The organism is Abyssicoccus albus (assembly GCF_003815035.1).
Taxonomy (GTDB): Bacteria; Bacillota; Bacilli; order Staphylococcales; family Abyssicoccaceae; genus Abyssicoccus; species Abyssicoccus albus.
Genome location: NZ_RKRK01000003.1, coordinates 134,814 through 158,622, shown reverse-complemented (window position 1 = coordinate 158,622; position 23,809 = coordinate 134,814). Strand labels below are relative to the sequence as shown.

The window sequence follows — 23,809 nt, the reverse complement described above, 5'->3', positions numbered from 1 at the left end:
ACTTTCCAACTTTTTTGGAGAGTGCTTCTTTTTTGTAATAGAAATGACAAATAATCTTATAATTAAATATGTTTTTTATTACAATTTTGGTAATATGTATACTAATCATTACATATTTTCTCTTTAGTCCAGATATTTTTTCTATCAAATAGAAAATTAATAATTTAGTCTTTATTTCAATTCTTAATTACAGTAAAACAGAGCAATTTGCACTAAAATCTGTTCAAGCAAGCGAATGGTTAGATACATTAATTTTTGCAGTGGAATCACTTGATCCAGCTGAACAGAAATTAATAGAATTAAAGTACATGAAGAGGCGTAACGATGGTTCCAGATACTGTGATGAAGTTGTTTATCCTCAGCTGTTTATCGGAAAGACAAGATACTATGAGATGAAAAAGGAAGCTTTAGAAATGCTGGAAAGGAAAAGCGTGGGAATAGGCAAATTCAAGGAAGGCGTATTGGCGTATAGCCAAGAGCCCCATCTTGTCTAGAGCCCTTGGCAACCAATATTGGTTAGAGCAAGGGTTGAAGAGTCTATCCAAGCTATATCAGACCATGCGTTGGACCTAAATGAAACCGCCGTATACGGAATCGTACGTATGGTGGTGTGAGAGGTCGGAGGTTAGTCGCTCCCTCCTACTCGATTAATTTTTCACTTTTACAATAGAACTTGATCCTAATCAATTTTTATTTCATAGAAACATCCTATACTAGAGTCATCAACAAGTAATACAAATGAAAATGAAATTGGAGGGGATCAACATGCAAAGATATATATTAAGTAAAAAGAATTCCATTACACTGATCAGTGCAATTTTGATTGCACTTGCATTCTTCGGACGATTTTCCTTAGACAACATGGCCATTTTCAATTGGTCGCTCATCATTGCATCTATTCTTGGTGTAGCACCAATTGCGATTCAAGCCTTTCAGGCATTAAAAGTAAAAGTTGTCAGTATTGATGTTTTAGTTACCATTGCAGTAATTGCGGCAGTATTGATTCAAAATTATGAGGAATCAGCCATCGTTACTTTCTTATTCTTATTTGGTTCTTACTTGGAGCAACGTACCTTGAACAAAACACGTTCTGCCATTAAAGAATTAACAGAGCTGGCACCAGAAAGTGCTTTAAAGCAAATGGAAAATGGAGAATTTGAAGAAATTGATGTCGATGATGTAGATGAAGGTGACATTTTATTAGTCAAAACGGGTGCAAAAGTCCCCGTAGATGGAACCGTGTTAACAGGTGAAGGTCACATCAATGAAGCAAGTATTACCGGAGAGTCTGTTCCAGTAAGCAAAAAGGTCGATTCTGAAGTATTTGCGGGAACAATCTTAGAAAATGGAACGATTCAAATTCAATCTGATCGTGTAGGGGAAGATACAACATTTGGTAGAATTATCGAATTAGTGGAAGAAGCACAGGATTCCAAATCAGAAGCAGAGCGTTTTATTGATCGATTCTCTAAATATTATACACCAGCTGTTTTAGTCCTTGGTTTTATTGTTTGGCTATTCTCAAAAGATATTGAACTAGCTATCACGATTCTTGTTTTAGGATGTCCAGGTGCATTAGTTATCGGGGTTCCTGTATCCAACGTTGCCGGTATCGGAAACGGTGCACGTAATGGTGTCCTCCTAAAAGGTAGTGAAGTTATCAATGACTTTAGCAGAGTAGATACTATCGTTTTTGATAAAACGGGAACATTGACAGTAGGAAACCCTGAAGTTGCCGAAAAAGAATTTTACGGCAACAACACTGAAGAAATTCTAGGATACTTAGCAAGTGTGGAGCGCGAATCGGACCACCCACTAGCAAAAGCTGTCTTACAGGATATTGGAGAGACAACTTTCTATACTGTTGAAGAAACCGAAGTCGTTAAAGGTGGCGGAATTGTAGCAAAAATAGGTGTTCATCGTATAGCCGTTGGTAACGTAGCTTTAATGGAAAAAGAAAATGTGAAATTAAGCGAAAAAGCTAAAAAAGACGTCGAACGCTTTGAGAAAAATGGGAATTCTCTTGTGTTAACTGCGGTTGACGGAGAATTAAAAGTTCTGATGGGTATTCGAGATCAAATCCGTCCAGGTGTTAAAAAAGATCTTCAAAACCTAAAAAAACTTGGAGTCAAAAACCTAGTCGTTCTTTCAGGGGACAACCAAGGAACCGTAGATTTAGTTGCTCGAGAACTTGGATTAACAGAAGCACACGGTCATATGCTTCCAGAAGGAAAATCCGCATATATTGAAAAAATGCAAGCAAAAGGCCAACTTATTGCCTTTGTCGGTGACGGACTGAATGATAGTCCTTCATTAGCCTTAGCAGATATCGGAATCGCAATGGGAAGTGGAACAGATGTTGCAATTGAAACATCGGATGCTGTTTTAATGAATTCTGACTTTAGTCGTTTACCACACGCATTAGGCTTAACAAAATTAACTTCAAGAAACATGAAACAGAACATCATCATAGCAGTTGGTGTGGTATTAGTCTTACTTGCTAGCCTACTATTTAGTGAATGGATGAATATGTCAATCGGGATGTTGGTTCACGAAGCAAGTATCTTAGTAGTCATCTTGAATGGTATGAGATTGCTTCGATACCGTTTGAGAGGATAAATTTAATAGAAAGCGGTCTTGACGAATGATAAAGGGGAAGTATTCAGGCAGGAAGAACAAAATACTCCCCTACTTTTTTCTTAAAACTTGATTTGCGTCAATTTCATTTCGTAGAACCTCAGCTATACTTAAACTGTAAAGAAGAAAAGGGAAAACAAAAAAGTCAAAGATAAGATGAAAGGAGAAATAATTCATGCAAAAAGCAGTTATTCAATTAGAAACATTATCTTGTCCATCTTGTATGCAAAAGATTGAAAATGCAGTGAAAGGATTAAATGGGGTTAATCAAGATAGCTTAAAAGTATTATTCAATGCCAGTAAAGTAAAAGTAGATTTTGATTCAGAAACGATCACCGTTAACGATATTAATAAGGCAATTGAAGACTTAGGATATCCCGTTGTTAAATCAAAAGTAAAATCTGCCTAAGACAAACACACATAACAAAAATTATATATAGAAAGAGGGAAATAATAATGTCTGAACAAACATTTAACGAAGTAATAACAAACCATTTTGACAAACTGGATTTATACACTACTGCGATTACACGGGCCCATGGTAAGAACCATCCAGAAGCCTTTGAAGTACGTGAACTATTTGAAAAACTCAGTAAAAAGGTAAAAGATGCTGGTACAAACAAACCAGACTTGGATGTTGAATTTGCTCAGTTACGAAAAATCACAAACAACTACGCCATTCCTGGAGATGTATGTGAAACATATGCAGGCACCTACGAAATGTTATCAGAAGTAGATAAAGCATATCAGGCTTAAAAGTAACCCAAAAACAGTTAAAAAATGAAGGGAGAAATGATTTATGCAAAAAGCAACGATTCAATTAGAAACCTTATCTTGCCCATCTTGTATGCAAAAGATTGAAAATGCGGTGAAAGGAATAAACGGTGTGAATCAAGATAGCTTGAAGGTAATGTTCAATGCTAGTAAAGTAAAAGTAGATTTTGATTCAGAAGTAGTCGTTATTAACGATATCGAAGAGGCAATTGAAGACTTAGGATATCCTGTTGTCAAATCAAAGGTAAAACCTGCTTAATCGAGTGAATAGAAAGGAAGCCTAAGATGCCCTCTTAGGCTTTTCATAAAAAGGAGAGGTTATTTTGGAACAAAACCAATGTTGTCATCGCCAACATGGACATGCAGAATGTATTCGTATTGTTCCCATTTTCAACCATCTGGAAGACTCACAAATGGATTTGATTGCGGAATCTGCGAAGACACTTCATCTACAAAAAGGGGAAATGTTATTCCGTGCAGGTGAGAAAGATGATACCTTATATATTATCAATTCAGGTAAAGCTCGGATTTACCGCTTATCGGATTCTGGAAAAGAACAACTTGTTCGCATTTTAAATCCCGGTGATTTTACAGGTGAAGTCGCCATTTTCCAACCTGGAAGTAATCATGAGAACTATGCGGAAGCACTACAAAATACATCCATTTGTTTAATTAAACGAGAGGATTTACAAGAGTATTTGTTGGAATATCCGCAGATCTCATTAAAAATACTGTCAGAAGTAACGATGCGTTTGAAGGATTCTGAAAAACAAACCACACAAGTAGCGATTGAAAATGTAGAAACCCGCATTATATCCTTTTTAGCTGAGAATGTTGAAAAGGGAAGCGGCAATAGTCCAACGATTATCTTACCAATGTCCAAAAAGGATTTAGCCTCGTATCTTGGTACCACACCAGAAACAATCAGCCGTAAGTTTACTACTCTAGAAGAACTTGGATTGATTAAACAGTTACCGAAAAAGAAAATTAAAATAATGGATTTAGATCAATTGTTACTTCATACTGAATAAATATAAGAGAGTAGCGTGCCATCATCTAACTGGTTAAGTTTAATAGTACAAAACATAAAATAACAAACCTTTTAGCAATCCAATTAGCATATAAAATGGATTGCTAATTTTGTTGGTTTAACAATGTCTATCTACAAAAAAAGAAAAATGGCTCCTTATTTGGCACTTATTTTACCAAGATGACATAATTTTGTGTCAACTTCATTATTTAGCAGAACAACGCCCTAATAACCTAGCAAATTCCTCTGAAACAAAAGGGGGCATTTTGTTGCAGATATAAAACAGGGTTTTTAGAGCGTAGCCTCTACTTCGCAAGATATATCAAAAAAGGAATGTAGAACCTTGTTATCCTGTTAATTGAAGGGGGGAACTTTTGTTGTATAACCACGAGATTATGATTAAAAAGATTATTTTTTATGTGGAAGAAAACTTACATGAACCACTTACCTTGGAAAGTATTGCATCACAATCATATTTCTCAAAATATCATTTTCATCGGATATTTCAATCCTCGATTGGCATGACGGTAACTGAATACATTCGGCTGAGAAGATTAGCAAACGCTTCTTCAGACTTACTGTATACAAATGAACACATTCTTGATATCGCTTTGTATTATCGTTTTGAATCACAGGAATCATTTACAAGAGCCTTTAAGGAGATTTATAAGCTTCCACCAGGAAAATACCGCAAAGTGATGTCAGACGTATTAAAAAGCAAGGAGGAAACAAATATGGAGCTAAAAGTGAAAGGTTGGTTTTTGAGTGGATCAAATCCATTTAATTACGAAATGGGAATTGACCATGAAATTGTTCATCAGGGGAAAGCATCAGGTTATTTAAAATCCAAGGCAGTATTAGATTCAACTGAATTTGCTACCATGATGCAAACATTTAAGGCTAATCAGTTTGTTGATAAGCGCATTAGACTTTCTTGTTTCATTTGTACGGAAAATGTAGATACGTATGCTGGGATATGGATGCGAGTGGACGACACAATGGAAGACGTTCTTCAATTTGATAATATGAGCAATCGCCCCATAAAAGGGACTACAAAATGGAACCATTATTCTATTATTTTAGACGTTCCTCCTCAAAGTGCTGTTATTTCATTTGGCATCATTCTGTCTGGGCAAGGCACTATATGGGCAGATCAATTTATTTTTGAAGAAGTGAATAAAAGTATTCCAACAACTAATTTAGAAGTGCATGGTGAATTGCTGGACGAGCCAGTAAATTTGTCGTTTGACGAAGAAATATAATTTAAGAAAGGGTGATAACATGGCTAATTCCGGTAAAAAGGCTACTGGAGTAGTATTGAGTATAATAGTTATAATTTCAATTATGGCTATAAAATTTATAGGAATTAACACGCTTGTTCATTACTTGAATTTTTGGTGAGAATATTGCTTGGCTGTACCGAAAACGGGCGCGTTTGCTTAAGATTAAAAAGTCAAATTTCTCATCGAAGAAAAATGAAGATATGTATCCGACATTAGAATTAAAAGTAGCTAATTTATATAGAAATATTGTCATGAAGCATATTTTCTTTAATGGCAATAAACGAACAGCATTTATGGTGCTTAACCTATTTTTAAGAAAGAACGGTAAAAGATTGAAAGTAGATCAAATGGAAGCAGTCGAATTCACCGTAAAAATTGCTACAGAGCAATTGGAAGAAGCCGTTATAGCGGAGTGGATAGAACGATATATTGGAGATTAATGATAGATAAGCATTGCAAAAGTCTATTGGACATTGCAGCACACATTTAGAGTTTATCTTAAACTGAGCTGCTCCTTATTGATCCTTAAAGTGCAGAATACAAAATTTAATATTAGGGGAGCAGCTCAGTTAAAAGAAAAGTTTTAGAAAATTGATTATATTAAATTTTAATATTTATGAAAATAATTCGTCAACAGTGATGTTGAATTCTTTAGCAAGCTTAAAAGCTAAAGATAAGGTAGGATCGTATTTATCATTTTCAATGGCATTAATAGTTTGACGTGAGACTTTGATTCTTTCACCTAATTCTGCTTGCGACATATTTAGTTCTTTCCTTAGATAACGTATTTTATTCTTCACATGAATCAGCCTTTAACGGTATATTTACGCTTGATATAAAAATAATTAGTTAATAAAAGTGCTAATATAATAATTAAATAACCTATTTCTTGATAATTAACAAATAACATTTTATTAAAATCGGCCAAACCTGTAATTTTAATCAGTAAACTAAATAATAAAGCATATACTACCCAAACTAACGTATTCGAGAACACTTCAAGTAATATTCTACTCTCTCTTTCATCAAACTTATTATTATTACCATCAGCTATTTCATTAGGTAGCAACTTCTTTATACAGAATCCCCATAATCCTGCGAATAAGAAAATGCATAACAAACTTAAAAATTTCATATTAAATCCTCCTAAATGTCAAAAGCATTTTACATTTAGATAGTAACATAACCAGAAATTTTGTCAAAAGTATTTTACATATTTATATAAAATAATTTGTATTTCATGTTGCTTTTAAAGTTAAATATATTCACAATTAAGTTCGTTTTTAAAACTTGAGTGTGAATTTATATATTCAACCACAGGAAGAATAAAAAAATTATTATAAAGTATTAGCGATTATAATTAAAATAATGGAACAAATTAAAGATAATATGCCAAAAATAATTGCTTTATTAAAACTCACTTTTTTATTACTTTTGCTTATTATTTTATAAAGTTCATAGCCGGCATAATATATTGAGCAAATACCGAATATTACAAATCCTATACCAAAAATATAACCTAAAACATTTAATAACATTTAATTTCACCGTTACCTTTCATTCAAAGTATATATTTAGTATAACTGTGTGAGTTATATTTATTAACTTACAATTTTGTAAGATAAGCGATAATTTATCGGATAATTATTTTTCTGATTATATGAATATGTATATTGAAGTACTAATAAAGTATCAAGATCAAGACATTAGTAAATACCTAATTAATAAGTTGCATGATGAGATAGGACTTGATGTTGCTTTAACATTATTATCTTCATCTAGCACGATGGAATATTATTCAAAAGTAGGGTTTGAATATGTCGATAATGCATTTTTGAAAACAAGAAGATCTTTTGATTAGGATAGATTCTATTGATATATAAGCGGTTTATTTTATACAAAGTATTTTATAATGTACGTGATTACGTGCAAGTATATTTTAAGGATGTTTTCCAAGAATCATTACACACCGACAAGTACAAGGAATAATTTTTTAATATGATTAAATCAGTTAATGAAGAGAGTAAAGAAGTTTATATCTCATCAACAAAAGTGGAAGAAAAAGGTGCAATGTTAGTTGTAGAAGATGATTGGAGTGCAATACAAGAAACGTTGTTTCTATAAATTCAGATGTGTTAACACAGATTGAACTGCGTAAAGAAGATAGAATATTGACTTTAATAAAGTGTGGACTCAACTTTAATCAAAAAATCCTAACCCCAACATTCTTGAGGTTAGGATTTTAACGTTTTATTCCTCTACTCTTCGATCCAATTCACATGCTACGGTGTTATTTTCGCAACTTTTCTCCATGTCTTTGTAATCGCGTTCTGTCTCGGTTGTGGATGGGAGAAATCCCTTCTTGTCCATCTCAGAACGACGTCCGCGTTTAATGATATCCAATATAATCATCCCGTTGTTTGGCATGCCGGATAAAGTGCGCATTGGAATCGAGTCAAAGAGGACATAGAAGAATGCATAGAATACGAAGCGATCCCAGAACACAGTGTATTCTAATAAATCATCATTAATCATTTTGTTCACCGTAACACCAACAATGGCGTTGATGATAATTGGACTGGCGTAAATAATTGCATACGAAAGGTTCGTTTCACGTCGTAAGCTATCGAAAGAAACCCAGCTATAAATATGGAAGAATCTACGAATATCGAAGATCCAAAATTTCTTGAACCGAAGCCCAGAGCCGATTGTAATACGGACATTTTTTGCACCGACGATAAAGCAGGCGATTTAATAGCCAAGTGATCGTATGAACATCACTAATGGGAAGATAATTAATATGGATATGAGTAAATGTATAAAATCTGTATAGTTAAACATCATGTCACCTCGTGTGTTGATGACTTATATATACACACGTGTGAACATTTAAAACTTAGAAAGTGAAGTTTTAATGAAAGTGTAATCTATGTAACGTCTGTGTTGTTTGATAGAAAAGTATATAATGAAGATGTATATTTTTGAAAGAAGGAAATAGGATGATTTTTATTTATTTCATCTGTGCTTTTTTATTCATACTCGCGGTGTCCACGTTTATTAACTTTTTAATCAATCCAGAATATAAAATGTTGACACGTAAGCAAGTAGTGATGTTTAGTTTGATATTAGCATTCATTGTGAGTATTTTTATTGAGGTTTACGGTTAATTTAACTTTCTATGGACAGGTTTAGGTTGTTGGAGAGAAAACCTGTCCATAAAACGCCGATTAATGGACAGGTTTGTGGCGTTGGAGATGAAACCTGTCCATAATAAAATAAGAAAGGAATAAATGATATGAATCATTGGGATGAACGGTTTAAAGTATCTGAATATATTTACGGAGAAGCACCGAATGAATTTGTGAAATCTCACTTCAATCAAGGCTCAGGTCGTGTGGCATTATTTGCAGAAGGGGAAGGACGTAATGCGGTATATTTAGCAAGCTTAGGCTATTCGCCAATTGCATATGATTATTCAAAAGAAGGTTTGAAGAAAGCACGAGCCCTGGCAATGAAACATAATGTTGAGATTGATACACTAGAAATAGATTTAACTCAAGAGTTAGCAGTAGAATATGAAGCACATGACAATGCAGTGATGATTTTTGGACATGTCCATAAACAACACCAACAACAACTATTTAACAATTTAATTGATTGTGTAAAACCATTCGGACGTATTTACTTTGAAGTGTACGCAGAAGGGCAATTGGACTATGGTACAGGCGGACCTAAAGATCGAGAAATGTTGTATTCATTAGAAGATATAAAACAATGGGTGAAAGAATGGCCGATAGATGTCGTTGAATTATCAGAAGAAGTCGTTGAACGTTATGAAGGGGATAAACACTACGGTGAATCTCTTGTCATACAAGGGGTTTTACAAAAACGATCAAATTAGAAAGGCTGATAATACATAACAACATAATTTACAAACTAAGTGCAGTATAGTGACCTTCAATTTTAGACAAACCTCAAGACCAGGCGCCCTTAAGTTAGAAGATAATATCCTTCACTTTAATAGTGAAGGAATAGCAGGAATGAATTTGAGGAGATATATTTAAAAATTTTATATAAGACAATATAGAAAGAGTGACTAAATATGATTGGAAAATTTGATTGGTTACCATTTTATGAAGAATTTTCTGAAGTACTATACAATTATCGTGATAATCAAGATGAATTACATGAAATTATTGTAGATTATTTTAAAGAAGAAAGTCTATTAAGTTATTTAAATTTTAATCATGATGAATGGTGGCCAGAGGGGAAAGTTATTGATCCTTTTTCTATTTTTGGGATTTTCAATAGAGGAATAAATGATGAAAATAGGAGAAAAATCATTAGACACTTTATAGAAGTTTTTAATATGAGTAGTCATGTTCCAAGTGACTTTGATGGAATTCCACGGCTTAATAATATGAGAGCTTTTTATGAAAATAAAGATAATGTGATGTGGGAACTGTATATTCAAGCAATAAACTATGATAAAGACAGTAATAATTCGGATGAATTCCAACAAGCTTTTGATAATGCCATAGCAGTAAAAGGTAATGGTTTAACGTCGATTACGATGGGATTGTACTGGGTTCAACCTCATAACTTTTTAGCATTAGATCAGTTAAATTGTAAATATTTAATGCATGAATTTGGAATGGACATAAAATCGAATAACATGGGTTATGAAGAATATATAAATGTAATAGAAACAGTAAAGTCTATAAAAGGTGATACCTCTTTCTTTGAATTATCACTCGATGCCTATCTGAATAAAGAAAGTAAAGACAGTTCTAATCAAGATAGAGAAAGTGATGATAAAACTTCAATGGACATAATCAAAGAACCACAACAAACTGAAGATTATGTTGATAGATATAATAAGGAACAGTTTTTAGATGAAGTATTCTTATCTGAAGAAGACTATGAAACCTTAACGAGTTTACTATATCGAAAACAAAATATAATTCTTCAAGGTGCACCTGGTGTAGGTAAGACTTTTACGGCTAAGCGTTTGGCATGGTCACTGATTGGTAGTAAAGATAGTTCAAAGATTGAAATGATACAGTTCCATCAAAGTTATTCATATGAAGATTTTATTATGGGATATAAGCCGCAAGGTGATGGATTTGTGTTAAAGAAAGGAATCTTTACGACAGTTTGTGATAAAGCAATTAATGACCCAGACCATCATTATTTTTTAATTATTGATGAAATCAATCGTGGTAATATGAGTAAAATATTTGGAGAATTATTAATGCTCATTGAAAAAGATTACCGTGAAGTAGAAATTAAACTTCCTTATAATGCTGAAAAATTTAGTGTGCCAAAAAACTTATACATTATCGGTATAATGAATACAGCTGATCGAAGTCTTGCCATGATTGATTATGCATTACGTAGACGATTTAGTTTTTTTGAAATGAAGCCTGGATTTGACTCAGAACAATTTAATAACATTAGTATCAATTTAAATAATAGTAAATTTAGTAAAATTATTGATCTTGTTAAACAATTAAATGAAGAAATTAAGCTTGATTCATCTCTCGGAAGTGGATTCTGTATAGGACATAGCTATTTCTTAGGGAAAGATAATCATAAAGATGAAACGTTAAAACAAATAGTTCAATATGATATCATTCCTATACTAAAAGAGTATTGGTTTGATGATGAAGAAAAAATCGTTTTATGGGAATCTAGATTTAGGAGCATCTTAAATGATGATCTATAAAAGCATAGTTATAAAAAATATTTTTTATATGCTAAGTTATGCTTATAAGGTTTTAAATCAAAATCACTATAAAAAAATAGAATTAGAATCATTTGAACATATGTCTGATTTATTTGCAGAAATTTTAATAAAAGCTGTAACTAAGCAGCTGAAGCAAGGTCTTTTTAAAAATTATAATGAAATGACTGATTCAATTACTACTGTTAGAGGAAAAATAAATATTAATAAAACATTTCAAAATAGGGTGCAAAGAAATCAATTGATAACTTGTGAGTTCGATGAATTATCAGCAAATAATATTTATAATCAAATCCTAAAAAGATCGTTACTCGTACTTTTATATGATTATGATGTTATAGAAGCTAAAAAGGTGAAAATAAAAAGGTTACTTAATTACTTTGAAGATATAGATGCGATAGAGCTAGAGCGTATTGATTGGAGTCAACTTGAATATCATCGTAATAACGGATCGTATGAAATGATTCTTAATTTATGTAAAATTTTAATTGAGAGTAAATTGCAATCTACCGAATCTGGTGAATTAAAGTTTCAAATGTTTACGGATGATAATATGGCGTTGTTATATGAACGTTTTGTACGAGAATATTATAAGAAGCACTATCCAAACTATGAAATTACATCTACCCATATTAATTGGAGATTAGATAATAAAACTGAGCACAAAGACTTCAAATTATTACCTATAATGAAAAGTGATATTGTAATCACTCGAGGAAATAAAACTTTAATTATAGACACGAAATTCTATACTAATATCCTGACAGATTTTCAAAAATTTCATTCGCCGAACTTATACCAAATTTTCACTTATGTAAAAAATTATGATCGAGATAGCAAAAATGAAGTAGCAGGTATGTTGTTATATGCAAAGACTGAAAATGATATAGATATATCCAGTGTTTATAATATGGATGGCAATAATATTTATGTAAAAACGATAGATTTAAATCAAGATTTTAATCATATTAAGTATCAACTTGATAATGTTATAAATGAATATTTTAATTTATAAATTACTTCCTAAAATATCAATCTTTATCACATATTGAATGAACAAAGAGACAATTAGACCTGATAAAGGAATGAGCACAACAATCCAATCAGGTTCTATGTTGTTTCTGATGTTTCCATACTTCCGAAGTTGAGTGAGTTTAGTGAAGCGGAACAGGAAAAGATTAAATTAGGTCATCAATTGAACACGAGAACGAACACAATGCTACCTGAAAATGTAGGAAATAATTTAAGTTGTACGAGTTGTCATGCAGGTGCTGGTCGTGGTGAGAATTTAAATCTGATTGGTGTCACAAAGAAATATCCGCAGTATAAAAAACGTGAAGGTCGTGATGTCACGTTAAAAGAGCGTATTAATGGGTGCTTTATCCGTAGTATGAATGGAAAAGAGATCGATTCAGATGGAGAAGAAATGGAAGCTTTTATTAGTTATTATGAATATTTGAGTAAAAATATAGAATCAAAGGATCAATATGCATTTATGACAGAGAAGCATAAAGGAGATAATATACCAATACCAGATCCTGATCAAGGTGAACAAGATTTTAAGCGATATAATTGCATCAGTTGTCACGGTTCGTCAGGCCCTACCGCAGCATTTAGAGGACCTGCACTGTGGGGGAAAGATTCATTCAATGATGGTGCGGGGATGTCGAGATTTTCGAATATGCAGTATTACATTAAAAACTACATGCCTAAAGGGCGTGGTGGGACGTTAACAGAACAAGAAGCGTCGAATATTGCGGCTTATATTCTATTGCAAGATCGTCCTAAATTTACTGGTGTGAATAAATTCCCTAACGGAGATAAACCAGATGATTATATTAATGAAAAAACACGTGAAGCGTTGAAGAAAAAATATATGAAATGGTCTGATTTTGACCGTGTACAAGATGAATAAATGATCACAAAAGGAAGTATCTGTTGCAGATGCTTCCTTAATGTTAATGTGGGGGATTTAGAATTAAGAAATGTCAATAAAGATATGAGTATGAAAGGTGACGTTAATGTTGGGCATGCCGATATTTATTATAAAGAAAAGCCTGATAATGTCACAGTTCAAACGGATACGAACGTCGGTGAGATTGAATTGAATGATGTCTTCCCAAACGGAGGCACTGTAGGGGATGCAAAGTATAAGGTTGATTTAGAATCGAATGTTGGAGATATACAAGTAGAATTAGAGTAATGAATGAAAGTCATCAAGTTTCTTTTGGAGAGGGGCTTGATGTCTATTTTTTGATTTGTAGTACAATTGAAGTGAAAATAGATTAAAGTGGGGTGAAAAAGTTGAAATGGTTAAAGAGAGTCATACTAGGTATTTTGTTAGTCTTTATTTTAATGTTTATTGGATTTAATTTTTTAATCGCTTATAATTACAGTGCACAAATAACAAATCTTGTCCCTAGAGAACAGACTGTTAAGAATAAAGAAAGTTTCTTAAAAGAGCAAGATGAGGAGTATATATCTTTTAAGAATGAGCATAATATTCAATCTGTTACCGTAAAATCATCGAAAGCATCCCATGAAATTCCTGTGATGTATATTTCAACAGAAGAAAGTAAAGGTCATGTGATTCTTATACATGGATTAGGTGGAACGAAAGAAACAGTATTTCCGGTGGCTAAAATGTTTATAAAGATGGGATATTCTGTCGTGATTTATGATCAACGAAACTCTGGTGAGAACAAAGCCCCATCAAATACATTTGGACTAAAAGAATCAGAGGATTTAATCGATGTAACCCAATATGTTCAAAAGGAATTCGATTCAAAACAAACAATCATTTGGGGAGAATCATTTGGCGGTGCAACTGCAGCTTTTGCAAGTGATGATTTGAGTCAAACAGTAGATTATATGATTTTAGATAGTCCGATGAGTGATGGAGTGAAGCAGATTAATAAAGAAGTGAAGCCAATCAGTGAATCAACGGGTATTCCGCTAGATTACTTGAACTTCTTAGGTGATGTAGGACTAAAGATGAGAGAAGGTATTGGCTTTAATCAGTTAAACGCAGCAGATGAGATTAAAGATTCGACGATTCCCTTACTCGTTTTGCATAACCGTAAAGATAGTATTGTTGAATTCGAAGATGGTGTGTCGTTATATAAATCTAGTGGTGCTGATCAAAAAGAATTTTTTGAAATCAAAGATTCGAACCATACGGAGTTTATTATGGACCATCCAGAGAAGTATCAAAGGATTGTGGAAGGGTTTATTAAATAAGTGATTATTGATTCACGAGAAACATCATTATGAAATTATGAAAGACGAGAAATATTATATATAAAGTACTGAAAACTAGGTTCCCTTTATTCAATATAAATAAAGGGAACCTAATTAATGTTTTGGATTATCTAGATTTATTGCTACGAGCCTCTATAATAAATCTTTATTCTTCTTATATGAAGATTTCAAAGAGATAAAGCTAATAATTCCCCAAACGACTGAGAAACAAATTGTTAATCCGATGAAATCAATCCACGCTTCAGTCGTTGATGGTATACCTTCTAGTAGTAAATACATTAAAGCATATCCAAATAAAGCAAAGATACTTCTAAAACTTATAAATTTTAATTCTTTCTTATATTGTGATTTCGTACTGACTTCTGTATATTCTATCCCTGAAAAAATATATCGTAGGGTAACGTAGAATAAAAATATCATAATTCCAATAAGTACAATCGTCTGTCCGTCTATTTGGAACCAAAATAAGCCGAGTAGCATAAATACTAAATAGAGCATCAATAGTACAGATCCTTCTCCGAAAAAGTAGAGTATTTTCTTCTCTTTGTACTCATCCCTCGGCAAAAACAAAGAAATCCAAGACTTCATAATGTTAAACCTCCCAAAATAATTCATCTAATGTTTTGCTAACGGATTTAGCGATAGATATACATAATTGGAGTGATGGGTTATACTCACCTTTCTCAATCAAACCAATTGTCTGACGAGTCACCCCAACCTTCTTGGCTAATTGCTGTTGTGTCATGGAACATTGTAGTCTAGCAATTTTCACATTGTTCTTCATATCAACCTCTTAAATGTAATATATATATTACTTAATGTAATATATATATTACTTAATGTAATTTATATATTACATTATTGAATTTAAACTGTCAATTAGAGAAATATTGAACAGTTTGATGCGTTAGCTGATGAAGATGATGCATATATATTTGGCATCTTTATCAGTGAAACAGGTGAACATATTGGAAAGTTGGAATTCACGATACTACAACGCACTGGATTTGACTGGGCGATGTTCGGTTATTTAATTCATAATCAATATTGGAATAATGGTTATGGCAATGAAGTGTTAACTGCAGTTGATGAGATCGGTAAGCAATTAGAATTGCATAGAATTGAAGCGCATGTGAACCCTAACCATGAGATTTCTATGAAATTGATTGAAAGAAATGGCTTTGAATATGAAGGTGTTCGAAAGTCGTTTATTCATGAAAATGAACAGTGGAATGATTATAGAGTGTATGTGAAGGTTATATAATGGAGAATAAATTGTAAAACAAGCGCTACTATCATGTAGCGCTTGTTTCATGAGTTTTAGATTCCGAAATGTTCCCTTAATGTCTTCGTATCATAGTCCTCTCTAAAAAGTCCTCGTGATTGTAATTCAGGAATGATCATCTCTACAAAATCATCTAAACTGTTAGGCAATGTTGGTGGCATGAGATTGAATCCGTCTGCAATGCCTTCATTTAACCATTGTTCCATTTCATCTACGATTGTCTTTGGTGTACCAATCAGAGTTAAATGTCCGCCGCCTGCGGCTAAATATCCAAGAAGCTCCTTAACTGTTGGGTCTTTATCTTTAATGATTTCAAGGACGGTTTCATATCTTCCTTTCGGTCCAGTGAATTCTTCAACAGGTGGCAATTCTGGTACTTTATCATCTAGATTCCATTGTGATGTATCTTGTTGGATGAAGAATTCTAACATTTTTAACGAACTTTCAATGTCTAATAAATCATCCAGTTGTTGCTTTTTATCATATGCTTCTTCAATTGTGTGTCCGACATATGTGACAAGGCCTGGGAAAACTTTTATTGGTCTTGTTCTGTTGACGCTTGAAATTGCATCATCTAAGCGATCACGGTATCTTTTCGCTTGTTTCTTATTCCAACTGACGGAGTATACTGCATCTGCTTGTTCAGCAGCAAGCTTTAATCCTTGATCAGATGCTCCGGCTTGCATCGCAACAGGTTTGCCGTATTTTGAATTCGGTGTTGAAAGTGGTCCTCTGACGTTGAAATGCTCACCTTCATGATTTATTGGTCGAATGTTTTTATGATCAATTATTTGTTCATTTTGTTTATCACAAATGAAATCATCTTCAGACCATGATGTAAATAATTGATTCATCAATTGACCAAACTCTCTAGCTTTCTTATATCTGTCAGCATGGTTTGGAAGATTGTTCATACTATGGTTCATCGCTTCTTCATCAGTCATTGAAGTGACAAGATTCCATCCGGCTCTGCCTTTTGAGATATGTTGTAGTGAAAGCATTTGTCTAGCTGATAAGTATGGATTCATAAATGTCCCTGATATCGTACTGACTAATCCAATGTGTTCTGTCACTTGTGAAATGGCACTCAAATTCACAATAGGGTCTAACCACATTGCAGGCATTACTTGATCGTGTGTTGCGTTGAGTGCTTGGTTATCCGCAAAGAAAATTGTATCGAATTTTCCTCGTTCACATGTCTTAGCTAATTGTTGGTAGTATGATATGTCTCCTAGTCTTTCGATCTGTGAATCAGGCATTTTCCAAGCGGCTAGATGATGCCCAACACCGTAAATCAATATGCCAACATGCATTTGTTTCTTCATAAAAACCTCCTAATTCATCGTCAATCCACCGTCTACTGTAATGTTTTGTCCTGTAACGCCTTTCGCTTCGTCTGATGCTAAGTACGCGACCATATTCGCAACGTCTGTTGGTGTTGTCACTTTACGAAGTGGTGTAGAGTTTGCGATGAGTTCGAATACTTCTGGTGTTGTCACACTTGAAGCATCCGTTGTTTTCAACAATCCGCCGGATACCATGTTAGCACGGATGCCGTGTTGTCCGAGTTCACTGGCAATATTACGCATCATTCCTAACAAACCAGCTTTAGCTGATGTATATTCGTGGTAAGGTACGACTGGGTTTTGGAATAGATTCGTCCCGATACTAATGATTGCACCGTCTTGTTGTTCGATGAATTGATTGATTACGCTTTGACTCACATTGAATGCTGCTTTCATCGTTCCGTCGATTTGTTGTGCATAATCTTCCCATGATAAGTCTTTGAATGACTTCTGAGTCGAAGGATCGAATTTGAACCCAATGAGTGCGTTATTGACCACAACGTCAATTGAACCGAATTGATCGACAGCGGCTTTGACCATTTCATCCACTGCTTCACGATTTGTTACGTCTGCTTGATAAGCTAATGCTTTGTCTTCACCGAACTGTTGCACAAGTTCTTCTGCAGCTGCCTTACTTTTGTTGTAATTAATGACTACGTTGAATCCTTTGTCATGCATGGCTGTCACGATTTCTTTCCCTAATCCTCTTGCACCGCCTGTGACTAATACTGTTTTCATATGTTCTGACTCCTCTATGTTTTATTCCATAAAAAATACACCTTTCACGATAGAAAGATGCACAACAATCAGCATTGTAAATATGTATAGACGGATGCCTAGTGATGTACACTTTCCTACGCTAGTCTGAACTAGATCAGGTTCAAAGGGTTTGAGGACTACCTCATCTCGATTTATACATTAAATACCCCTAGTGTATTTCTTAAGTTAGTTTCAATATACAAATAATTGTATAGTATGTCAAGACAAGTCATTTTATTAGTATTCATGTACAGTTATTTTGTTTACATGTATAATGAGACGTAATAAAAATTTTAGTCATGAAGTGGGGATATATTTGAAGTTTTGTGAGTTAACGGTTAAAGAATATGATGGATTTGTAAATAATCATCTGAGTCATTATACACAGATGGGTCGTCATTATATGTATAGAGTGAATCACGATATGGAAGTATATCTTGTCGGGGTAAAAAAAGACGGTGAGGTTATTGCTGCGAGCTTGATAAATAGTGCTCACATTATGAGATTTTTTAAGTTTTTTTATTTGCAACGTGGTCCGGTAATGGATTATCAAGATGAATCAGTGGTGCAGTGCTTTTATGATGGGTTGACGGCATTTGCTAAAGAGAAAAAAGCAGTTTATGTATTATCAGATCCTTATATTGTACATCAGGTAAGAGATCATGATGGGAATATACTGGAATCTAAAAATACTAATCAATTTCTTCAACAAATGAAGTCATTAGGCTATCATCACCAAGGATTCCATGTTGGATATTCAATGAAGTATCAAGCGAGATGGTTATCTGTTTTGGACATTCAAGATAAATCATTAGATGATATCTTGCAAGATATGGATTACAATACGCGACGGAGTATTAAACAGACGTATAAAATGGGTGTTCAGATGAGAGACTTATCTCTTGATGAGTTTGATCAATTCTTTGAACTGTTTGAAATGGCTGCGGATAAGCACGGATTCGATTATGCAAGTATTGATTACTTTAAGCGACAGGCGAATACGTACGGTGATCAATGTCGTATCGTAATGAGCTATATTAATTTATCGGATTACTTAAATGAATTACAAGAGGAATTGGCTGATGTTGAAGGTGAGTATAATCAATCTAAGCAAGCGTTAGAAGAGAAACCAAATCATAAAAAGTTGAAGAATAAAACAGCTGAACTTGAGATGAGAGTAGGTAAGATTCGAAAGAAAATCGAAGACACTGAAACTTTAAAAGCATCAGACGGTGAAGTATTAAACCTTGCAAGTGCTATGTTCATTCACAACGCGCATGAACTGTATTACTTGTCGAGTGGATCTAATCCCAAGTACAAACAATTCATGGCACCTTACAATATGATGTGGGAAATGATTCAATACGCGAAGGAATTAGGGTTAAAGAGATATAATTTTTACGGTGTGTCAGGTGATTTTTCTGAAGACTCTGATGACTATGGTGTATTGAAGTTTAAGAAAGGCTTTAATCCAGTGGTTCATGAAATGATAGGAGACTTTGAAAAGCCAATTCGACCGATTTTATATAAACTATACAAACTGAAGACTCGATAAAAGCATAAGCTAACACTTATGCTTTTTTTATGGCTTTGTATTCAGAGTATTTGCGAGTTACTCTGAATACGGAGGTAGAGAAGTGCGGAAATCATCTGGTATTCAGAGTATTTGCGATTTACTCTGAATGCGGAGGTCGAGAGGGGCAAAAATGGTCTGGTATTCAGAGTATTTGCGATTTACTCTGAATACGAAGGTCGAGAAGTGCGGAAATGAACTGGTATTCAGAGTATTTGCGATTTACTCTGAATACGGCAACCCAATCAATATCCAAAATAACACATTCGATATTTTTCAATGTATACTGAATACAAAGGGAGTGAGATAATGAAGATTCATTCGATGTATATCGGAAAACCGAAAACAATAGGTGACAATCGTGAAAAAATCCATTTCATCGTGAGTGGACTTCCGCGATTTATAGAAGTCAAGTGAATAAAGGCTTTGTCACGGAGACGAACTTTGTGGGTGATGAGGTTGCGGATAAAGTCCATCATGGTGGAATTGACAAAGCGATATTTTGTTATCCATACGAGCATTATGCGAAGTGGCGTGATGAATTACAGTTAGAAATAGATGCCGGTGGATTTGGAGAGAATTTGTGCGTATTACATATGAATGAAACGAATGTGTGTATCGGGGATAAATACCGAATTGGTGAAGTGACGGTTGAAGTATCGCAACCACGCAAACCGTGTTGGAAACCGGCTAGAAAATATCAGACTTTAGAGTTATCAAAGTTGACCGAAGACAATGGTCGAACAGGGTGGTATTTCCGTGTGCTTAAAACAGGTGAAATAAAAAATGATGATATCATTGAGTTAATCGATCGACCAAATCCAGATTGGTCTATTGCACGATGCAATGAAGTGCTCAATCATTCTAAGAATCACGAGGATGCGAAGACTTTAGTAGCGATGGATCAGCTCGCTTTTGCGTGGAAAAAATCGCTAACGAAAATGATAGAAGGTCATTCAGAAAATAAAAATCCTAGATTGTATGGACCGAATGTAGAGTGAAGAGGTGTTGGAAATGGAGAAACTGAAGTTGAAATTGACGAATAATGTATGGATTATTCCACTCATATATTGTGTAATCGCTGTCTTGCTGGCAATATTAACAAACTTCATCGACAATAATTTGAAACAAGCACTTGTTGATAAATATTTCATCATATTTACGACAAAACCTGAGCTGGCAAAAAATGTACTGACAGCTATTTCTGGCTCATTACTTACGATGACAACGATTACTTTTTCAACTATTATGGTCGTACTAACAACATACTCTTCTCAGTTCTCACCTCGTATACTAAGAAACTTTATAAACGATCGTAGAACAATGAGTGTTCTTGGAGTGTTTATGAGTGGATTTTTATACTCTATCATATCACTCTTACTTATGAGAAATATAGAAGTTGAAGCAAACGTCATTTCCGGTACGGTGTCTGTCTTGATTGCATGTATATGTATTGTGTTCTTTGGATATTTCATCCAATTTGTTTCAAAGAGTGTCCAGATCTAAACATTATTGCACGATTTAGTTGAAGATACTAAAGAGCTGATAGAAGATGAACGTCAGTTGTTAGAACAAGACAATGTGTCACTATCCAACATTCATCCGATTGAAGATGTAAAATCTGAACGTGTGCTTCTGAAAAGTCATGAAACAGGTTACATTCAATATATAAATTATAATGGGTTGAAAAATTGTGCTAAAGATTTAGGTATTACAATTAATGTCCATTGTTCAATTGGGGATTACGTGTATAAAGGTACTGAATTAATAGAGTTACATTTTGTAAAAGAAGAAAAAGAGATTGACCTTCATCAATACATTGTCGTATCGAATGCCCGTCGTGAATTATATGACATTCAATTTTCGATTAATAAAATTGTCGATATTGCACTGAGAGCGCTGTCCCCAGGGATTAATGATCCAAACACTGCGATTGAATGTATTAATAATTTGAGTGCGATTATTATTCAACATAATCAAGTTTCCGGAGAATATATATTACTTAATGAAGAAGATAAAACATATGTTGTCTATAAACGACTCAGTCAGAGAGAATTGTTAGATATCGTTTTTTTACAAATTGTACATTATGGTCAAGGTGATCAAATGGTTATGCAATCGGTATATAACGCTTTAGAAGCGATTCGAAAGCATTCTTATGTAAGTGAAAATGTAGTGACAGAGTTTATTAAATCACAAGATCAACTCATGCATAAAGAAAACGGAGATCATTAGAGGTCTTGGTTTTATACATTGATTAAAATAGGAAAGATCACACAGCAAACAAGTAGAAGATTATATTTAGGAGGTGACAGGATGGAACAGATTAAAGATTATGACACATTATCAAAACGAATCGCTGATGGGAAGTTTGTCTTATATGTCATGGCACACGGATGTACAGTATGTCATGCAGATTTACCAAAGGTAGAAGCGTTGTTAGAACGATATGACGTAGACCATGCCAAAATAATGATTAACGAAATACCAGAAGCCGCAGGACAATTATCATTGTACGCATCTCCTGTTGTCATTTTATTCGATAGAGGTCGAGAGTTTCACCGACAAGCACGGATTATTAATTTTGAAGAACTAGAATATCGAATGGAGCAGTTTGTCGGGTGATTTTGGACGTGTGTGCTGAAAATCATCAACAACTTTGGAGATATTGTAGATGGAATTGTAGTGAATATAAAAATCCATCTACAATTCACACGAAATTGTAGATGGATTTAATTTAAAGTTTTTATTTCTTGAATGAATCAATGATTGTAATTAAGTTCAATAAGAAATACTTCATCGCGCTTTGAGTTGATTTCACACCATGACCTGCTTTTAAGTGATGATAAATCGCACCACCCATAATGACATTAATCATAAGCGCACCAAGACGGGCGAACTTTTTATTGAAAATGGATAAGATCAGTAATACAGAACCAATGAGTTCGAAATATCCAGCAATTTTCATCATGTTGCGAGATAAGTTAAACCCTTCTTTAAATTGAGTCGCCATCCCATCGTCATTTTTTACTTTTGGTAAACTACTTTTAATAATGTCATTGGCGACGTAACCGTTGACTACATGTTTATGCATATTTATTGCTCCTTTGGTTAAATTGTATACTTAATATAAACTACAACTATCTTGAAGTCAAGATAATTAAGTCTAAAGTATGAAAGAGGTAAGAACATGATCACATTTGAAAAAATTGATAACGATGCGAAAGTTTATTCAGAAAACGCACGATATATTCACTATCACACACCAGATCAATTGATTAAGTATTACGCGAATTACTATGACTATAAAGTCATGCCGACGATAGATGAATTTAAAGAAGATGTAACGACTCAACAACAGTTTCACGAACGTCACGGTCAAGAGCATTTACTGTTTATTTTTCCAGAGAATGAACAGTTAGATGAAGTATTGATCGAATATGGAAAAAGTATAGGGTGTCAGTTAGAGCATATGGAGTTATACCGACTGAAATCACCAAGACAGTTGAGACAGAATGAGAAAGTTCAATGTGAAATTGTGAAAGAAGAAGGCAAAGCATTCGATGATTTCTTAGCAGTCTGTTCAATTGCAGAACGTGAATTTGGTGATGAATTTGTCGAGTTGAAGAAGAAAACGCATTTACGAGATTTGTATGATGAGCGCATTATTCAAATTGTAGGTTATCTTGAAGGAAAGGCAGTCGGAAAAATTGAAGCGATTGTCGGAGAAGGAACGATAGAGATCGATGATTTCTATGTATTGGACTCAGCACGACGACAAGGTGTTGGTAGTAAGTTGCAAGAAGCGGTATATGAGCAACGTGGTGGAAGAGAAGTGATTCTCATTGCAGATGGAAATGATACCGCAAGAGAGATGTATGTCAAACAAGGTTATGAGAAAGTCAGTGAACGGTGGGAGATGTTGAGATCAGAAAAATAATAATATAATGTTGACAGAATAATTAAAATTGTATATAGTATAAGTACAACCGACGGGTTGTACTTATACTAGATTTCGCAGAATCTATTAAAACAAGGCTTTATGCCGTATTTAACTCCATCCTATGGGTGGGGTATTTTTTTTGCCTTTTTTAATAAAATATTCAAAAATTTTC

General features: G+C 33.9%; 28 protein-coding genes, 2 pseudogenes and 1 riboswitch. Of the genes and pseudogenes, 22 read left to right on the top strand and 8 right to left on the bottom strand.

Annotation, left to right across the window (positions count from 1 at the left end):
- Positions 1-444: 444 nt before the first annotated feature.
- The 8 genes and pseudogenes from EDD62_RS09340 to EDD62_RS05885 form a co-directional block, all read left to right on the top strand.
- Positions 445-573 (top strand): annotated as a pseudogene (locus tag EDD62_RS09340) (group II intron reverse transcriptase/maturase); the annotation flags it as partial.
- A 192-nt stretch (positions 574-765) separates the two neighbouring features.
- Positions 766-2,619, top strand: a complete 1,854-nt coding sequence (locus EDD62_RS05915) for a heavy metal translocating P-type ATPase (protein WP_123807918.1) — start codon at positions 766-768, stop codon at positions 2,617-2,619.
- Positions 2,620-2,812: 193 nt separating this feature from the next.
- Positions 2,813-3,046, top strand: coding sequence for a heavy-metal-associated domain-containing protein (locus EDD62_RS05910; RefSeq protein ID WP_123807917.1), 234 nt, complete (start codon positions 2,813-2,815; stop codon positions 3,044-3,046).
- A gap of 47 nt (positions 3,047-3,093) precedes the next feature.
- On the top strand, positions 3,094-3,393 hold the full coding sequence (locus tag EDD62_RS05905) for an iron-sulfur cluster repair di-iron protein, ric (protein ID WP_123807916.1): 300 nt from the start codon (positions 3,094-3,096) through the stop codon (positions 3,391-3,393).
- 43 nt (positions 3,394-3,436) lie between these two features.
- Positions 3,437-3,670: a heavy-metal-associated domain-containing protein gene (locus EDD62_RS05900; RefSeq protein ID WP_123807915.1), complete on the top strand. Its 234-nt coding sequence runs from the start codon at positions 3,437-3,439 to the stop codon at positions 3,668-3,670.
- Between the two features lie 64 nt (positions 3,671-3,734).
- On the top strand, positions 3,735-4,442 hold the full coding sequence (locus EDD62_RS05895; RefSeq protein ID WP_123807914.1) for a Crp/Fnr family transcriptional regulator: 708 nt from the start codon (positions 3,735-3,737) through the stop codon (positions 4,440-4,442).
- A 394-nt stretch (positions 4,443-4,836) separates the two neighbouring features.
- Positions 4,837-5,703: a helix-turn-helix transcriptional regulator gene (locus EDD62_RS05890; protein ID WP_123808112.1), complete on the top strand. Its 867-nt coding sequence runs from the start codon at positions 4,837-4,839 to the stop codon at positions 5,701-5,703.
- Between the two features lie 173 nt (positions 5,704-5,876).
- Entirely contained in the window at positions 5,877-6,164 is a 288-nt protein-coding gene (locus EDD62_RS05885; RefSeq protein WP_211329116.1) for a type II toxin-antitoxin system death-on-curing family toxin, read from the top strand.
- Between the two features lie 174 nt (positions 6,165-6,338).
- Here EDD62_RS05885 and EDD62_RS05880 read toward each other — a convergent pair whose 3' ends face one another.
- Together EDD62_RS05880 and EDD62_RS05875 are read right to left on the bottom strand one after the other, a co-directional pair.
- Positions 6,339-6,524: a helix-turn-helix transcriptional regulator gene (locus tag EDD62_RS05880; protein ID WP_123807913.1), complete on the bottom strand. Its 186-nt coding sequence runs from the start codon at positions 6,522-6,524 to the stop codon at positions 6,339-6,341.
- 5 nt (positions 6,525-6,529) lie between these two features.
- Positions 6,530-6,859 (bottom strand): hypothetical protein, encoded by a 330-nt coding sequence (locus tag EDD62_RS05875; protein ID WP_123807912.1) that lies wholly within the window; start codon positions 6,857-6,859, stop codon positions 6,530-6,532.
- Between the two features lie 531 nt (positions 6,860-7,390).
- Between EDD62_RS05875 and EDD62_RS05870 the strand changes: the two genes are divergently transcribed.
- Together EDD62_RS05870 and EDD62_RS09375 are read left to right on the top strand one after the other, a co-directional pair.
- A complete protein-coding gene (locus EDD62_RS05870; RefSeq protein WP_148086841.1) occupies positions 7,391-7,585 on the top strand; it encodes a hypothetical protein in 195 nt (64 codons plus the stop codon).
- Positions 7,586-7,722: 137 nt separating this feature from the next.
- Positions 7,723-7,848: a hypothetical protein gene (locus EDD62_RS09375; protein WP_282957920.1), complete on the top strand. Its 126-nt coding sequence runs from the start codon at positions 7,723-7,725 to the stop codon at positions 7,846-7,848.
- Positions 7,849-7,974: 126 nt separating this feature from the next.
- Here the strand turns inward: EDD62_RS09375 and EDD62_RS09290 are convergent, their stop codons facing one another.
- Complete coding sequence (locus EDD62_RS09290) at positions 7,975-8,259, bottom strand: hypothetical protein (protein WP_211329115.1); 285 nt, start codon at positions 8,257-8,259, stop codon at positions 7,975-7,977.
- A 760-nt stretch (positions 8,260-9,019) separates the two neighbouring features.
- Between EDD62_RS09290 and EDD62_RS05860 the strand changes: the two genes are divergently transcribed.
- The 6 genes from EDD62_RS05860 to EDD62_RS05835 all read left to right on the top strand — a co-directional run bounded on the left by EDD62_RS05860 (position 9,020) and on the right by EDD62_RS05835 (position 14,710).
- Positions 9,020-9,625 (top strand): class I SAM-dependent methyltransferase, encoded by a 606-nt coding sequence (locus EDD62_RS05860; protein WP_123807910.1) that lies wholly within the window; start codon positions 9,020-9,022, stop codon positions 9,623-9,625.
- A 201-nt stretch (positions 9,626-9,826) separates the two neighbouring features.
- The gene (locus EDD62_RS05855) at positions 9,827-11,452 is read left to right on the top strand and encodes an AAA family ATPase (RefSeq protein ID WP_123807909.1); all 1,626 of its coding nucleotides are present in this window, start codon (positions 9,827-9,829) and stop codon (positions 11,450-11,452) included.
- Positions 11,439-12,485, top strand: coding sequence for a 5-methylcytosine restriction system specificity protein McrC (locus EDD62_RS05850; RefSeq protein WP_123807908.1), 1,047 nt, complete (start codon positions 11,439-11,441; stop codon positions 12,483-12,485). Before EDD62_RS05855 ends, EDD62_RS05850 begins: the two co-directional genes overlap by 14 nt.
- Positions 12,486-12,614: 129 nt before the next feature.
- On the top strand, positions 12,615-13,385 hold the full coding sequence (locus EDD62_RS05845) for a c-type cytochrome (protein ID WP_123807907.1): 771 nt from the start codon (positions 12,615-12,617) through the stop codon (positions 13,383-13,385).
- A 90-nt stretch (positions 13,386-13,475) separates the two neighbouring features.
- A complete protein-coding gene (locus tag EDD62_RS05840) occupies positions 13,476-13,673 on the top strand; it encodes a hypothetical protein (protein WP_148086840.1) in 198 nt (65 codons plus the stop codon).
- A 101-nt stretch (positions 13,674-13,774) separates the two neighbouring features.
- The gene (locus EDD62_RS05835; RefSeq protein WP_123807905.1) at positions 13,775-14,710 is read left to right on the top strand and encodes an alpha/beta hydrolase; all 936 of its coding nucleotides are present in this window, start codon (positions 13,775-13,777) and stop codon (positions 14,708-14,710) included.
- Positions 14,711-14,863: 153 nt separating this feature from the next.
- Here EDD62_RS05835 and EDD62_RS05830 read toward each other — a convergent pair whose 3' ends face one another.
- Positions 14,864-15,319, bottom strand: a complete 456-nt coding sequence (locus EDD62_RS05830) for a hypothetical protein (protein ID WP_123807904.1) — start codon at positions 15,317-15,319, stop codon at positions 14,864-14,866.
- Between the two features lie 4 nt (positions 15,320-15,323).
- Positions 15,324-15,515, bottom strand: coding sequence for a helix-turn-helix transcriptional regulator (locus EDD62_RS05825; protein WP_077139690.1), 192 nt, complete (start codon positions 15,513-15,515; stop codon positions 15,324-15,326).
- 105 nt (positions 15,516-15,620) lie between these two features.
- Between EDD62_RS05825 and EDD62_RS05820 the strand changes: the two genes are divergently transcribed.
- A complete protein-coding gene (locus EDD62_RS05820) occupies positions 15,621-15,995 on the top strand; it encodes a GNAT family N-acetyltransferase (RefSeq protein WP_123807903.1) in 375 nt (124 codons plus the stop codon).
- 56 nt (positions 15,996-16,051) lie between these two features.
- Here the strand turns inward: EDD62_RS05820 and EDD62_RS05815 are convergent, their stop codons facing one another.
- A complete protein-coding gene (locus tag EDD62_RS05815) occupies positions 16,052-17,341 on the bottom strand; it encodes an LLM class flavin-dependent oxidoreductase (protein ID WP_123807902.1) in 1,290 nt (429 codons plus the stop codon).
- A 9-nt stretch (positions 17,342-17,350) separates the two neighbouring features.
- Positions 17,351-18,100, bottom strand: coding sequence for a 3-oxoacyl-ACP reductase (locus EDD62_RS05810; RefSeq protein WP_123807901.1), 750 nt, complete (start codon positions 18,098-18,100; stop codon positions 17,351-17,353).
- Between the two features lie 96 nt (positions 18,101-18,196).
- Positions 18,197-18,302, bottom strand: a riboswitch (TPP riboswitch).
- 135 nt (positions 18,303-18,437) lie between these two features.
- On the opposite strand from EDD62_RS05810, the gene EDD62_RS05805 reads away from it, so the two are divergent.
- The 4 genes and pseudogenes from EDD62_RS05805 (at position 18,438) to EDD62_RS05785 (ending at position 22,319) form a co-directional block, all read left to right on the top strand.
- Entirely contained in the window at positions 18,438-19,676 is a 1,239-nt protein-coding gene (locus tag EDD62_RS05805; protein ID WP_123808108.1) for an aminoacyltransferase, read from the top strand.
- Between the two features lie 464 nt (positions 19,677-20,140).
- Positions 20,141-20,695, top strand: a complete 555-nt coding sequence (locus EDD62_RS05800; protein ID WP_170152785.1) for an MOSC domain-containing protein — start codon at positions 20,141-20,143, stop codon at positions 20,693-20,695.
- Between the two features lie 13 nt (positions 20,696-20,708).
- Positions 20,709-21,929 (top strand): annotated as a pseudogene (locus tag EDD62_RS09335) (DUF2254 domain-containing protein).
- A gap of 81 nt (positions 21,930-22,010) precedes the next feature.
- Positions 22,011-22,319, top strand: a complete 309-nt coding sequence (locus EDD62_RS05785) for a thioredoxin family protein (RefSeq protein ID WP_123807898.1) — start codon at positions 22,011-22,013, stop codon at positions 22,317-22,319.
- A 121-nt stretch (positions 22,320-22,440) separates the two neighbouring features.
- Here the strand turns inward: EDD62_RS05785 and EDD62_RS05780 are convergent, their stop codons facing one another.
- On the bottom strand, positions 22,441-22,788 hold the full coding sequence (locus tag EDD62_RS05780; RefSeq protein ID WP_123807897.1) for a DoxX family protein: 348 nt from the start codon (positions 22,786-22,788) through the stop codon (positions 22,441-22,443).
- A 96-nt stretch (positions 22,789-22,884) separates the two neighbouring features.
- Between EDD62_RS05780 and EDD62_RS05775 the strand changes: the two genes are divergently transcribed.
- Complete coding sequence (locus EDD62_RS05775) at positions 22,885-23,634, top strand: GNAT family N-acetyltransferase (protein ID WP_123807896.1); 750 nt, start codon at positions 22,885-22,887, stop codon at positions 23,632-23,634.
- Positions 23,635-23,809 lie beyond the last annotated feature (175 nt).